This is a genomic window from Geomonas agri, from assembly GCF_020179605.1.
Lineage (GTDB): Bacteria > Desulfobacterota > Desulfuromonadia > Geobacterales > Geobacteraceae > Geomonas > Geomonas agri.
Genome location: NZ_JAINZO010000001.1, coordinates 1,986,839 through 2,001,784, shown reverse-complemented (window position 1 = coordinate 2,001,784; position 14,946 = coordinate 1,986,839). Strand labels below are relative to the sequence as shown.

Genomic DNA, 14,946 nt, shown 5'->3' with positions numbered 1-14,946 from the left:
TCCCTCCTTGCCTTGTTGTCCCTTGGTCGCCTGATCCAGACCTTTGCGTGCCTGGCGTCGGTCTTTGTCGTATTACGTAAACATGATTCGTTCCCATTGGGGTTAACGGAGGGGAAAATTTAGAATTTTGATGATGGTGCGTCGTTAACATGCTGAAATTGTATGGAATTACATTGAGGAGGACGTGCACGGTATGGTGTGAAGGGGAGGGGGGAGGTGTTTAATGAAGGGGGCTAAGTTGTGGCATGCCACACTCTGCCGGCCACAATTTTGGGGTACGCCACAGCAGCAAATTCCCTCTGTCTCCCTTTCGCAAAGGGAGGGACGCGGGTTCGTCTGCTGCCCTTCGTGGCAACCCGCGTAACGCTGATGCGGATAAAAAAAGGCACCCGGTTTCCCGGGTGCCTTTTTCGCTGTTGCTGCGTCGGTATTGACCAGAACTATGGGAGCTCGGTCTCTCCCATCAGGAAACGGTCGCACTCGCGTGCGGCGCCGCGCCCTTCGTTGAAGGCCCAGACCACGAGGCTCTGGCCGCGGCGGCAGTCGCCGGCAGCGAAGACGCCCGGGATGTTGGTGATGTAGCGGTTGAAGTCGGCCTTGATGTTGCTGCGGCCGTCGCGCTCGAGACCGAGGGCCTCGGGCAGTTCCTGCTCGGGGCCGAGGAAACCCATGGCGAGCAGCACGAGGTCGGCGGGACGGACCTGCTCGGTGCCCGGCACCGGAACCGGTATGTACTGCCCCTTCTCGTTCTGCTTCCATTCCACCTGGACGGTGTGTACCGCGGTCACGTTGCCCTGGGCATCCCCTTCGAACTTGGTCGCGGTGGTGACGAAGACGCGCGGGTCGGCACCGAACTTGGCCGCTGCCTCCTCCTGGCCGTAGTCGACCTTGTGTACCTTCGGCCACTCCGGCCACGGGTTGTCGGCGGCGCGGGTGTCGGGGAAGCGCGGCATGATCTCCAGCTGGGTAACGGATTTGCAGCCGTGGCGCAGCGAGGTGCCGACGCAGTCGGTACCGGTGTCGCCGCCACCGATGATGATGACGTCCTTGCCCTCGGCGGAGATGAAGTCGGCCCCTTCGTTCAATACCGCCTTGGTGTTGGCGGTCAAGAAGTCCATGGCGAAGTGGATCCCTTTAAGCGAACGTCCGTCGATGGGGAGGTCGCGGGGGAGGGTGGCGCCGGTGGCGAGCACGACGGCATCGAAGTCGCCGCGCAGTTTCTCCACCGGGTAGTCGGCGCCGCCGATGGCGGTGTTGCAGACGAAGTTGATCCCTTCCTGCTCCATCAGCTTGACGCGGCGCAGTACCACCTCACGCTTGTCCAGCTTCATGTTGGGGATGCCGTACATCAACAAGCCGCCGGGGAGGTCGGCGCGCTCGAACACGGTGACCTGGTGGCCGGCCTTGTTGAGCTGGGCGGCAGCGGAGAGGCCGGCGGGGCCGGAGCCGACCACGGCGACCTTCTTGCCGGTCTTGACCTGCGGCGGGTTCGGGGTGATCCACCCCTCCTGCCAGGCACGGTCGATGATGCTCACCTCGATGTTCTTGATGGTGACCGCCGGGTCGATGGAGCCCAGGGTGCACGACCCCTCGCACGGAGCGGGGCAGACCCGCCCGGTGAACTCCGGGAAGTTATTGGTCCGAAGCAGCCGGGCCAGGGCCTGTTTCCACAGGCCGCGGTATACCAGGTCGTTCCACTCGGGGATCAGGTTGTTGATGGGGCAGCCGCAGGCCATGCCGCTCACCAGCATGCCGGTGTGGCAGAACGGGATGCCGCAGTCCATGCAGCGGGCACCCTGGGTACGCAGGTGCTCTTCCGGCAGGTGCAGGTGGAACTCGTTCCAGTCCTTGAGCCTCTCAAGCGGCTCGCGGTCGGCCGGGAGCTCGCGTTTGTATTCCATGAATCCGGTAGGTTTTCCCATAGCTCTATCCTTAAAATCAGGTTGAGGTTGAGGTTGTCAACCTGTCTTTAGTGTGCTGCCTGGCGTGCATTCTCTTCGAAGGCGGCGGCCAGCGCGTCGTCGCCGGTAAGCCCGGAGGCCTGGGCGCGTTCCAAGGCCTGGAGTACCCGCTTGTAGTCCATCGGCATGACCTTGACGAACTTGTGGGCGTGGGTCTTCCAGTCGTGCAGGATGCGCGTGGCGCGTGCGCTGCCGGTTCTCCTGGCATGCTCCGCGATCATCTCCTTGACGGTCTCCTGGTCCTTGTCGTCCAGCAGTTCCAAGGCAACCATCTCGGTGTTGCAGCGCTCCTTGAAGTCACCGGCGCTGTCCAGGACGTAGGCGACGCCGCCGCTCATGCCGGCGGCAAAGTTGCGGCCGGTTTCACCCAGTACCACGACGGTGCCGCCGGTCATGTACTCGCAGCCGTGATCGCCGACGCCTTCGACGACGGCGTTGACGCCGGAGTTACGTACGCCGAAGCGTTCCCCGGCGATGCCGCTGATGTAGGCGGAGCCGCTGGTGGCGCCGTAGAGGGCGACGTTGCCGGCGATGATGTTCTCCTCCGCCTTGAACGGGGAGCCGTCGGGCGGGTAGACCACGATGGTGCCGCCGCTCAGGCCCTTGCCCAGGTAGTCGTTGACGTCGCCGGTCAGTTCCAGGGTCATCCCCTTGGGCACGAAGGCGCCGAAGCTCTGCCCCGCGGAGCCGCGGAACTTGAGCCTGATGGTGTCGTCGGCAAGCCCCTCGGAGCCGTAGGCGCGGGTAACCTCGTTGCCGACGATGGTGCCGACGACGCGGTCGATGTTGGTGATGGGCAGCTCTGCGCTCACCTTCTCGCCTTTCTCGATGGCCGGTTTGCAAATCTCCAGCAGCCTGGTCATGTCGAGCGACTTCTCAAGACCGTGGTCCTGGGATTCGGTGCAGTAGCGGCTTCCCTTGATGCCGGTCTGCGGCTGGTACAGCACGTTGCTGAAGTCGAGCCCCTGAGCCTTCCAGTGGGCCACGGCGCGCTTGGGCTCGAGGCGGTTGGCGCGGCCAACCATCTCGTTGAAGGTGCGGAAGCCGAGTTCCGCCATGATCTCGCGCACTTCCTGCGCGATGAAGCGCATGTAGTTGACCACGTACTCCGGCTTGCCGGAGAAGTTCTTCCGGAGCTCCGGATCCTGGGTCGCAACGCCGGCCGGGCAGGTGTTGCTGTGGCAGACGCGCATCATGACGCAACCCAGGGTGACCAGCGGCGCGGTGGCGAAGCCGAATTCCTCGGCGCCCAGGAGGGCGGCGATGGCGACGTCGCGGCCGGTTTTCAGCTGGCCGTCCACCTCGACGATGATCCTGCTCCTCAGGTTATTGAGCATCAGGGTCTGGTGGGTTTCGGCGAGACCGAGCTCCCAGGGGAGACCCGCGTGCTTGATCGAGGAGAGCGGGGAAGCGCCGGTGCCGCCGTCGTAGCCCGAGATGAGCACGACGTCGGCATGGGCCTTGGCCACGCCGGCCGCGATGGTGCCGACGCCGACCTCGGAGACCAGCTTGACGCTGATCCTGGCGCGGCGGTTGGCGTTTTTCAGGTCGTGGATCAGCTCCGCCAGGTCCTCGATGGAGTAGATGTCATGGTGCGGCGGCGGCGACACGAGGCCGACGCCCGGGGTGGTGTGGCGGGTCTTGGCAACCCACGGGTACACCTTGTGGCCTGGCAGTTCGCCACCTTCGCCAGGCTTCGCGCCCTGCGCCATCTTGATCTGCAGTTCGCTGGCGTTGGTCAGGTAGTTGCTGGTGACGCCGAAACGGCCGGAAGCGACCTGCTTGATGGCGCTGTTCTTGGAATCGCCCAGTTCGTTGGTCCAGGTGAAGCGCGCCGGATCTTCGCCACCCTCGCCGGTGTTGGAGCGGCCGCCGATCCTGTTCATGGCGATGGCCAGCGCCTCGTGCGCCTCCTGGCTGATGGAGCCGTAGGACATGGCGCCCGTTTTGAAGCGCTTCATGATATCTTCGACCGACTCGACCTCCTCGATGGGTACCGGGATGCGGATGTCGGTGTTGAAGTCCAGGAGACCGCGCAGCGTGTAGAGACGTTCGTTCTGCTCGTCGATCAGCTTGGAGAAGACCTTGAACTCGTTGTAGTCGTTGGTCCTGGTGGCCTTCTGCAGCGACTGGATGGTGAGCGGGTTGAACAGGTGCTCCTCACCCTCCTTGCGCCACTGGTACTGCCCGCCCGGGTCGAGGGTCGGATCGGCCGGCACGCGGTGCGGGTAGGCTTTTTTGTGGCGGAACAGCAGTTCCTGGGCGATGCCGTCGAGATCGATGCCGCCGATGCGGGACGGGGTCCAGGTGAAGTACCTCTCGATCACGGACTGGTGCAGACCGACCGCCTCGCAGATCTGGGCGCCGCGGTAGCTCTGGATGGTGGAGATACCCATCTTGGCCATGGTCTTGACGATACCCTTGATGGAGGCCTTGACGAAGTTCTTGACCCCCTTCTTGTAGTCGATACCGGTAAGCATCCCCTGCTGGATCATGTCCTCGATGGACTCGAAGGCGAGGTAGGGGTTGATGGCGGTGACGCCGTAACCCAGGAGCACCGCGAAGTGATGCACCTCGCGCGGCTCGCCCGACTCGAGGATCAGGGAGGCGTGGGTCCTGGTGGCGGTGCGGATCAGGTGGTGGTGCAGGCCAGCCACGGCCAAAAGCGCCGGCAGGGCCGCGTACTCTTCGTTGACGCCGCGGTCGGAGAGGATTATGACGGTGGTGCCCATCTCGATGTGACGGATGGCGCTGTTGAACAGGCTCTCCAGTGCCTTCTCCATCCCCTCGGCGCCGTCGGCCGCCTTGAACAGCAGCGACAGGGTTGCGCTCTTGAATCCGGGGCGGTCCAGCTCACGCAGCTTCTCCAATTCCTCGTTGGTAAGGATCGGGTGCTCGAGGCGGATGACGCGGGCGCCGGTCGAGGAGGGTTTCAGGAGGTTCGTTTCCGAGCCGATCCTTACCGCGGTCGAGGTGATGATCTCCTCGCGGATCGGGTCGATGGGCGGGTTGGTCACCTGGGCGAAGAGCTGCTTGAAGTAGCTGTAGAGCAGCTGCGGCTTCTCGGAAAGGACCGCAAGCGGCGTGTCGGTGCCCATGGAGCCCAGCGGCTGGATGCCGGAGGTCGCCATCGGTCCGATGATGGTTTCCTGGTCTTCGAAGGTATAGCCGAAGGCCTTCTGGCGCTGTACCAGGGGGGAATCCTCCACCGCCTGGCCTTTTGCCTTGGGAAGGTCGGCCAGCGGGAGGTGGTTCACCTTGACCCAGTCCGCGTACGGCTTGGCGGTGGCCAGCTCGTTCTTGATTTCCTCGTCAGGGATGATGCGCCCCTGCACGGTATCGACCAGGAACATCTTGCCCGGCTGCAGGCGCCCCTTCTTGATCACCTTCTCGGGCGGTACCTGCAGGACGCCGGCCTCGGAGGCCATGATGACCAAGTCGTCGTCTGTCAGGTAGTAGCGGCAGGGACGCAGGCCGTTACGGTCGAGCACGGCGCCGATGATGCGGCCGTCAGTAAAGGTGAGGGCGGCAGGGCCGTCCCACGGCTCCATCAGGCAGGAGTGGTACTCGTAGAAGGCACGCTTCTCCTTGCTCATGGTCTCGTGGTTTTCCCACGGTTCCGGCACCATCATCATCACCGCGTGCGGCAGGGGACGGCCGGTCATGAGCAGAAGCTCGAGACAGTTGTCGAACATGGCCGAGTCGGAGCCGTTGGTGTTGATCACCGGCAACAGCTTCTTGATGTCGTCGCCGAAGAACTCGCTGTTGAACATGGACTGGCGCGCATGCATCCAGTTCACGTTGCCGCGCAGGGTATTGATCTCGCCGTTGTGCGCCAGGTAGTGGTACGGATGGGCGCGGTCCCAGCTCGGGAAGGTGTTGGTGGAGAAGCGGGAGTGCACGACCGCGATGGCGGAGGTGACGTCCTCGTCGCGCAACTCGGGGTAGTACTGGTCCAGCTGGGCCGGCATCAGCATCCCCTTGTAGACGATGGTGCGGGTCGAGATGCTGGCCACGTACCAGTAGGGATCGACTTCCTGGTCGCGGATCTCGTGGATCGCCCTCTGGTTCACCAGGTAGAGCTTCCGATTGAAGGCATCCTCATCGGGGCAGGAAGCACCGCGCTTGAAGAAGATCTGGCGTACCAGCGGCTCGCCCGCCTTCGCGGTGTCACCCAGAGACGAGTTGTCGGTCGGCACCTCGCGCCAGCCGATCACCTCGACCCCTTCCTCGGCGATGATGCGCTGGAAGATGTGCTTCGCGGCGCTACGCTCGGTGGCTTCCGGGGAGGTGAAGAGCATGGCCACGCCGTAGTCACCGGGAGCGGGGAGCTCGAAGCCGGCCTCGGGGCAGACCTTGCGGAAGAAGGCGTCGGGGAGCTGGATCAGGATGCCGGCGCCGTCGCCGGTGTTGTGCTCGCTGCCGACGGCCCCGCGGTGGTCCAGGTTCTCCAGGACGGTAATCGCCTGCTGGACGATCTCGTGGGACTTCTTCCCCTTGATGTTGGTGACGAAGCCGACGCCGCAGGCGTCGTGCTCGAACTGGGGATCGTACATCCCCTGCTTCTTGGGTAATCCGATTGTTTTCATGATGCAACCTTTGCCGGGGGGGTAGTTGTTCGGTCAATTCGATTAACGCTAAAGAGCAGTTACCGTGCCATGTGCAGCGTATACGGGCGGAGAGGGTGCTAGTTTCGAAAAAACAAGGTTTTTCATGGTTGGTAATTTTTAATTCTGTACCTGGGTGCGCTTCTTTTGTCATACACGTGACTACAACTACTACTCAGTTGTGTACTCAAAAGTGGGCTGTGTCTCCCGTGAGGGAAAGGGAAGCATTAATGCCGCTGCCACAGCCACACTCTTTGCATCTGCGGTTAAAGGGAGGGAACGTTCTTCTCTACTCTATCGGTTGTTTCCGGAATCATCTAGAGGATAAAAAAAGTTGCAGAGTGTGCGCCCGCTGCTGAGTCAGTCGGTACTTAATTGAGTACTATGAGCCCGCTCTTGATAAAAAAGGGTGACAAAGCGCTAAAGCATCGTTTTATCATACCGAAGAGGTTTTGCAGGAACTGATGCAGACGGCATTGAGGCCGGTCTGCTGTCGCAAGAAATAACGGGGACCGTCATGAACTTTCTACTCGATCTCTACCTCCACCTCCGCATTCGCACTCGTATCATTCTGCTTTGTATCTGTTACAGCTTCTGCATTGTCTTTGCCGTGGTCGCAGGAAGGTCGTTCTCGCTGGCCCTCTCGGTAGTCTCGACCACGGTGTTCCTGGTACTGGGTGCATTCTTCAGCGCGCTGCTGTTCTGGTCGGTCAACGACGCGCTGCGGCGCATCATCGCCATCCTGCAGACCATGATTGACGGGGATCTGTCCCAGCCCATCGCCGCCAAGCGTAACAACGAGATCAGCACCATTATCCGCTCGATCGACGTACTGCAAAGCACAATGCGCGACATCATCCGCCAGATCAAGCAGAACTCGGAGCAGGTGGCCCTCACCTCGCACCAGCTGCAGGAGAACGCGGAGCGCATCTCCGCCGGCACCGATGACGCCGCCGCCCAGACCAATGCTGTGGCTGTCGCCAGCGAGCAGATGGCGGTAACCTCCGGCGACATCGCGCGCAACTGCATGAATGCAGCCGACAACTCCAAGCGTGCCAGCCAGAGCGCCGGCCTTGGCGCCGAGGTGGTGCGCCAGACCACGCAGGGGATGGAGCGGATCGCGAGCCGGGTGCAGGGGGCGGCTACCACCGTGGCGGAACTGGGCGCACGTTCGGACCAGATCGACCAGATCATCGGCACCATCCAGGATATCGCCGATCAGACCAACCTCCTGGCGCTCAACGCCGCCATCGAGGCCGCCCGTGCCGGGGAGCAGGGGAGGGGGTTTGCCGTGGTCGCCGACGAGGTGCGTGCGCTGGCGGAGCGGACTACCAGCGCCACCCGTGAGATTGGGGAGATGATCAAGGCAATCCAGGGGGGGACACGCGGCGCGATCGCCGCCATAGAGGAAGGGGTGGCCGAGGTGGGCAAGGGGGCCGAGTCCTCGACCCGCTCTGGAGAGGCCCTGGAGGAGATCCTGGCCCAGGTGGGAGAGGTGAACAGCCAGATCGGCCAGATCACCGCCGCTGCCCAGCAGCAGACCTCCACCACCGACGAGATAACCCGCAGTATCCAGAAGATTACCGAGGTGGTGCAGCAGACCGCGCGCGGGGTGAATCACACGGCCGCCGCAGCCACCACCCTGGCGCTGCAGTCGGAGGAACTGGAGCGGCTGGTAGGGCAGTTCAGGTTGTGACAGCCTCCACCGGCAGCGATCTTGCCAGCGTTTCCCTAAGGACCGCCAGGTCGTAGGGTTTCTGCAAAAACCCGTTGGGTCTGATGTCGTCGAACTCCCGTGCCAGCTCCTGCTCGTCGTAGCCGCTGGACATGATGACCGCGATGTCCGGGGCGAGCCGGCGCAACTCGCGCAGGCATTCCCTGCCGTCCATCCGGGGCATGACCAGGTCGAGGAGGACAAAGGTTATCCCCGGTGTCTTCCGGAAGACGTCCAGCGCTTCATAGCCATCCTTTGCCTGCAGCACGGTATACCCCATCTGCCTGAGCATGAGAGTCCCTACGCTGCGCACGTTCTCCTCGTCGTCCACCAGCAGTACCGTGCCGCCGCCCTGATGCCGGACCGCCTGGGGCGGGCTGCTCTTCGCCACCGGCGCTGCGACTGCTCCTGCCGGCAGGAAGACCTTGAAGATGGACCCCTCGCCCGGTTTGCTGTCGATGCTGATGGCCCCTTTGTGTCCCTTGACGATCCCCTGGACTGCTGCCATACCCAAACCCCGGCCGGTGAATTTAGTGGTGAAAAAGGGATCGAAAAGCCTCGCCTGCGTTTCCTGCTCCATCCCGCAACCGTTGTCGGAGACCATCAGGTAAACGTAGGTACCGTCAGGCAACGCCACCTCCTGCCCACCTTGCAGCTTTTGCCGCTCGACCTCCGCGCTGCCGGTGGCGATGACGATATGGCCGGTGGCGTCCCCTATCGCTTCCGAGGCGTTGATTACCAGGTTCATGACGATCTGGCGCAGTTGCGTCGGGTCGGCGTCCATGAGCGGTAACGGCCGGTGCAGGTCGAGAGTGAGGGTGACCTTCTTGGAGACAGAGACTTCCAGCAGGTGCATCAGGTCCTCGATGAGCCGGTTCAGGTCCACCGTCTCCACGACAAACCTCCCCTTGCCGGAGTAGGCGAGCATCTGCTTGGTCAGATCCGCGGCCCGTGCAGCCGAGTCCTGGATCCTGTGCAGGTTGTCCGCCACGGCTGATCCCTCCGGCGTGCGCAACAGGGCCAGGTCCGCGTTGCCCATGATGGCCATGAGGATGTTGTTGAAGTCGTGGGCGATGCCGCCGGCCAGCACGCCGAGGCTTTCCAGCTTCTGGGCGTGCAGCAGTTGCTGTTCTAGTTGGGCCGCCTGCTTTCTTTGGGTGATGTCCCTGGTGATGCCGTGGTACCCCGTCACCGCCCCGTCCCTGCCGCGCTCGGCGGTGATCGATATCTCGGTCCAGATCTGCGAGCCATCCTTGCAAAGCTGCTGGATCTCGAGCGACGTGGCGGGTGGCTGGTCCGCGTCGTGCGATCCCATCGCCACGGTTATGGCGTCATGCCAGGCCTCGCTGGTCTGTTCGAAGATGGTGTGCCCGAGGACCTCGGTTGCCTTGAAGCCGCGCAGTTTATGGTCGGCGGGGCTGATGTAGGTGAAACGGAACTCCCCGTCCAGCTTCCAGACCACGTCGGCCACGTCCTCGGTAAGCAGGCGGTAGTGGCTCTCGCTGCTGCGCAGCTGCGACTCCATCGCCTTTCGTTCCGTGATGTCCTGGATGATCCAGATGGAGCCGTCCTCTGGCGCGCCGGGATTGACCATCTGTCCCATGAGATTGCACCAGATCAGCGAGCCATCCTTGCGCTTCATCAGGGCATCCGTGCAGTAGATTTCCCCCCGCTCGAGCGCCTGGTACCCCGCCTCTCCCACCCTCTGGTGCCACCCCGGGTCGGCGTAGAGGATTGAAGTCTCCTGCCCTACCGTTTCCCCCGGTTGGTACCCCATGATCCTGTCGAAGGCGGGGTTGGTCCGGTGAATCTTGCGGTCCATGATCAGGCAGGCGCCAAGCGGCATGGTGCTGAGGATGGTGCGCTGCTCGCTCGACAGTCTCTCCACCTGGCGGGTGCGCTCCTCGACCCGCTGCTCGAGGGAATCGTTCAGGTGTTTCAGTTCGGCCAGGTACTGCTCGATGCTGCCGCTCATCTCCTTGAAGTTGGCGATCAGGTCGCTGGTTTCCGTGATGCCGCTCTCCGGCCAGGTCACGCTGCCACCCGATGCCAGGGTTGCGGGGACATCGCTGGTGATCCTGCGCAGGTTTTGGAAGGTCCCCATCAAGCGGCGGCTCAACAGGTCGGCGAGCGCCAGCGACATGAGCAGGATCACGAAGAGCACTGTGAGCTTGCCGGTGTAGCTGTCGTTGAGCCGCTTTTGGAACGGGGCCACCGGCTGCTCCAGGATCAGCTTCCACTCGGCGAAATCGCCCAAGGTCGCCTCGGCAACGTAGTAGGACTTCTTCCACCGCTCCGATATCGGGACGTTGCGGGCCGCGACGGGGACCCACTGGGTGATCGTGGCATCGAGGCGACGCAGGCTTCCCTCACCCCTGTGCAAGGGGGTCATCACCTTCTGCCCCGGCCTGTTGCTCATGATGACTTTGCCGTTTTTGTCCAGCAGCGTGTACAGCATCTCGCTATGAGCCGACACCTTGTCCAGTTGTTCCTTGACCTGCTCCAGGCTCAAAATCCCGATGGCGTAGCCGTTGTACTTTCCCGCCGTTACCACCGGAGCACACACCGATACGATCGGGTGCGGTGTCCCGATGCGCGCCATCACTACTTCCGAGAGCATGGGCTTGAGCGTCCGCTTCATTTCCGGGATGTAGGGGCGGTCGGCGAAGTTCTTGCCGATGCAGGGTTGGCCCATGTCGTCTAGCAGGGGCCAATATGCGGTGATCGTGGCATCGCGGTCCAAAAGGCCGGCGCGCTTGAGGTTGTGATCGTTTTTGACTGTCTGCTCCACGAAGGGCTGCACCTGCCGCGGGGAGGACGCAGCCGCCAGTTCCGCCAGGTGCACCAGCGGAATTTTGCGGTTCTCCACCCAGGTCTCCAGCCGCCTTGCTTCCACCCCGATGCCCTGCAGCAGGTCCTGCCTGATCATCCGATCGGTTTCTGTGAATTCTGAGCGGCAGCCGATGGCCAGCAGCAGCAGGGAGGGAACCAGGACGAAACAGGCCAGCAGGGTTGCGATTACCTCTCCGAACGAGATACGTGCAGACTTCAACCTGAGTGCGAAGCCGGTGAAGATGAGGCGGGCGACGATCGCGTTGGCGATGCCGTTCACGGCCTGCTTGGTCATGACGATGTAGGTGTTGCTCAAGGGAACCTGCATCACCACGTGGTAGAACAAAAAGACCAGGGGCATGCCGATTACGGCCCAGTACAACGCGTCGGCAGCGACCAGGCCGATACGCCGCCGCTGCACCAGAAGCCCGACCAGTGCGGTCTCGGCGACCACGATCAGGGTGGCGTAGGGGTGGTTCCACAGAAAATAGGTATAGCTGCCGATGACCAGTGCTGCGAGCACACCGCGGCCCAGGCCAAGGGTTTGCAGGGCCAGCATGGCGAAGATGCTGCCGAAGAGGAAGTCGATGTTGAGGAAGATGCTGAAATTGAAGTAGTTGCCGGCTAGACCGGCGAGGATGAGGGCTGCCAGCAGAAGGGAGCGCTGTTGCTTATGGTAAAGCGGCACGGGCAAACTGTTCTCCTGTGCAGGATTAGATTAGGATAGTGCGTTCGTGCCACTAGGTTTTGATTTGGTATCTCGTGGTTTATATCATGCTAATAATTGTTTCACTGTGGGAGTTTTCGTAAGTGACTTCTCTATTCCCGTACGTGGGGTGTGGGGAAGTCATTGCCTCGTTGAAGTAGACAAGCAATTGTTGCCTGTGAGATCACTGCCATGCGCTGTTCCAATGGGAACCCTGGATGCTACAGCAGTATCCGGTGTCTTTGGCGGCAGGGGGGGGAGCCAGAAGTTGCGTTGCGGCTGGATGTATGTTATAGCTGGCGGACTACCGGCTCCTGGAAAGCGGAGGTGCCGAGGCACTATCCCCCGAGAGTGCAGGTTTACATTGCCCCACTAATTACGAAGCAGGGGTTACCCAGCCAGGTAACCCCTTTTTGCGTCTGGAAGTGTCGAGATGTCGAAAAACGGCAAATTGAAGAAAGCAAAGAACGTGGAGAAGCGCCGTATTCAGATGCAGGAAGCGTTGGAATGCCTGCCTCTCAAGGAGGCCGCGCAGAGCGATCCGCTGCCGAGCACGCCGCTCAAGGATCCTGAGGAATTTCAGCCGGTGCCCCCGGCGAGAAAGCCGCCCAAGCAGTGCACCTTCCCCCCCTGTGGTCGTTACCTCGACCCCTCCTGCCATGTCTGCCCCTACTGCGGAACTCCTCTGCCGGAGTAATCCCGCGCGGCAAAGGCCCAGGGCACCCCTGCACAAATGAAAAGGGGCGGCGCGGACGCCGTCCCCTTCTGGTCAAACCTGTTGGCCGATCGGATTAGTATTTGCCGTGACGGTGCAAGCTGGGATCCTCCTCGATATTTTTCTCAGCTTTGCCGACGTTTTTCTGCACCTTGCCGGCTATCTTCTCGGCCTTGCCTTCGGTTTCCAATGAAACATTCCCGAATACCTTGCCGGTAGTTTCCTTAACTTTGCCCTTAGTTTCGTGGAGTATGCCGTTTGATGTATCTCTGCTGCTGGATCTCATGGCTGATCTCCTTTTAAACAACTACGCTACTATTTTATTACTTGGGTTAATACCGGACCACAAGCTGATTTTAACACGTATCAACTTGTGAAATACAGTATATAAATTTGAACGATGTGAAGGCAATGCCGGTGGTGCTTGTGCGGCAGCGGCGGATTTTGAAGGTCACCGGTTCTCCTCCGGCCTTACAAAAGCCGGACCGGTTGTGAAGGCGCCCCGCCAGGGTCTGGGGGAGACGCTCCTTTACCCCGATACGATACCCCCGGGGGACGATGGCAAATGAGTCTGACCGGTGCCGGGTGTGAGCCCTCTAACGTCTCCGGTTGAAAATTGTTCGGGATCTGACAAACTCTCCTGATTGGAAAATTCCAACCTTTTAAGGAGGCGTACATGGCTAGTGCGATGTTTTGTCGGCAATGTGAACAGGCGGCGCGCGGGGTAGGGTGCGACGTAATGGGGAACTGCGGTAAGAACCCCGAGGTCTCGGCGCTTTTGGACCTGATGATCTTCGGGCTGCAAGGGGTGGCGCTGTACGCGAGCAAGGCGCGCGAGCTGGGCAAGACGGACGAGGAAGTCGATCGCTTCATGCTGGACGGCCTCTTCACCCGGGTCACCAACGTCAACTTCGACCCCGACGACATAGCGCGCCGGTTGCAGAACTGCCACCGGATGAAAGAGAAGGCCAAGGCGCTTTACGAGGACGCCGATCGCCAGCAAAAGGGGGGCGATGCGACACAACTGACCGAGGAGGCGGCCAACTGGCAGCCGGCGGGGGACACCCGGGCGCTCATCGACCAGGGGCGTCACCACGGGATCCGCACCTGGCACCAGGACGAAAACATTCTCTCCACCATCGAGATCCTGATCTACGGCCTGCTCGGGATGGGTGCCTTCGCCTGGCACGCCGCCGAGATGGAAAAGGAAGATGACGGCATCTACGAGTTCATCCACCGCTCCCTGGCGAAGACCACCGACCCGCAGGCGAGCCTGGAGGATTTCGTCGGGCTGTCGCTTGAGTGCGGCAAGTGGAACCTGCGCACCATGGAACTGCTTTACGACGGACACGCAGAGCTGCTGCAGGCTCCGGAGCCGATGAAGGTGAACCTCGGCACCCGAGGCGGCAAGGGGATCGTGGTCTCGGGCCACGATCTCCCCATGCTGGAGGAGATCCTAAAGCAAAGTGAAGGGAAGGGGATCAACGTCTACACCCACGGCGAAATGCTTCCCGCCAACGGCTACCCTGGCCTCAGGAAATATCCCCACTTCGTAGGCCACTTCGGCACCGCCTGGCAGAACCAGGCCCGCGAGCTTCCCGACTTCCCCGGCGCCATCATCTTCAACACCAACTGCATCCAGAAGCCCGAGGCGAGCTACACCGACCGGCTCTTCACCTGGGGCGAGGTGGCGTGGCCGGGTATCCCACACCTGGAGGGGTACGACTTTACCCCCGTTATCGACAAAGCGCTGGCGCTGCCGGACCTTCCCGAGAACCCTGGACAGGAAATCCTGGTGGGGTTTGGCCACGAAGCGGTGTTCAAGGTGGCCGGCACCGTGGTTGACGCGGTGAAAAACGGCGCGGTGAAGCACTTCTTCCTGATCGGCGGCTGCGACGGGGCAAAGACCGGGCGCAACTACTACACCGACCTCGCCGAGAAGGTCCCCAAGGACTGCGTCATCCTGACCCTCGCCTGCGGCAAGAACCGCTTCAACCGGATAGAGTTCGGCGACATCGGCGGCATCCCGCGCCTACTGGACGTGGGGCAGTGCAACGACGCCTACTCCGCAATCCGCATCGCGGTCGCCCTGGCCGACGCGTTCCAGTGCGAGGTCAACGAGCTGCCGCTTTCCATGATCCTGTCCTGGTACGAGCAGAAGGCCCACGTGATCCTGCTGACGCTGCTGCATCTCGGCATCAAGGGAATCCGCCTGGGTCCATCACTCCCCGCTTACGTGACGCCGGCGGTGCTCGACGTCCTGGTGCAGAATTATGACCTTGGCCCCATCACCACTCCAGAGCAGGACCTGCAGCACGCGCTTGGACAATAACCCTTACTTGCATGAGATGGCGGAGGGCACACTGAGCGCCCTCCGCCATCTTTTCTCCCCGTTGCTTCAATCAAGCTCC

Annotated in this window: 7 protein-coding genes; 3 read left to right on the top strand and 4 right to left on the bottom strand. The window is 61.9% G+C overall.

Annotation, left to right across the window (positions count from 1 at the left end; translation table 11 throughout):
• Positions 1-440: 440 nt before the first annotated feature.
• Positions 441-1,922: a glutamate synthase subunit beta gene (locus K7R21_RS08695; RefSeq protein WP_224982871.1), complete on the bottom strand. Its 1,482-nt coding sequence runs from the start codon at positions 1,920-1,922 to the stop codon at positions 441-443.
• 47 nt (positions 1,923-1,969) lie between these two features.
• Positions 1,970-6,550: a glutamate synthase large subunit gene (gene gltB, locus K7R21_RS08690; protein ID WP_224982870.1), complete on the bottom strand. Its 4,581-nt coding sequence runs from the start codon at positions 6,548-6,550 to the stop codon at positions 1,970-1,972.
• A 535-nt stretch (positions 6,551-7,085) separates the two neighbouring features.
• Here gltB and K7R21_RS08685 point away from each other — a divergent pair.
• Positions 7,086-8,264, top strand: a complete 1,179-nt coding sequence (locus K7R21_RS08685; protein WP_224982869.1) for a methyl-accepting chemotaxis protein — start codon at positions 7,086-7,088, stop codon at positions 8,262-8,264.
• On the opposite strand, the gene K7R21_RS08680 is transcribed toward K7R21_RS08685, so the two are convergent.
• Positions 8,254-11,802 (bottom strand): PAS domain S-box protein, encoded by a 3,549-nt coding sequence (locus tag K7R21_RS08680; RefSeq protein ID WP_224983428.1) that lies wholly within the window; start codon positions 11,800-11,802, stop codon positions 8,254-8,256. The two genes, K7R21_RS08685 and K7R21_RS08680, sit on opposite strands and share 11 nt — an antisense overlap.
• Before the next feature lie 451 nt (positions 11,803-12,253).
• Here K7R21_RS08680 and K7R21_RS08675 point away from each other — a divergent pair, with 451 nt between their 5' ends.
• The gene (locus K7R21_RS08675; protein WP_224982868.1) at positions 12,254-12,517 is read left to right on the top strand and encodes a hypothetical protein; all 264 of its coding nucleotides are present in this window, start codon (positions 12,254-12,256) and stop codon (positions 12,515-12,517) included.
• 94 nt (positions 12,518-12,611) lie between these two features.
• On the opposite strand, the gene K7R21_RS08670 is transcribed toward K7R21_RS08675, so the two are convergent.
• Positions 12,612-12,821, bottom strand: coding sequence for a CsbD family protein (locus K7R21_RS08670; RefSeq protein WP_224982867.1), 210 nt, complete (start codon positions 12,819-12,821; stop codon positions 12,612-12,614).
• 390 nt (positions 12,822-13,211) lie between these two features.
• Between K7R21_RS08670 and hcp the strand changes: the two genes are divergently transcribed.
• Positions 13,212-14,867: a hydroxylamine reductase gene (gene hcp / locus K7R21_RS08665; protein ID WP_224982866.1), complete on the top strand. Its 1,656-nt coding sequence runs from the start codon at positions 13,212-13,214 to the stop codon at positions 14,865-14,867.
• The last annotated feature ends 79 nt before the right edge of the window (positions 14,868-14,946 follow it).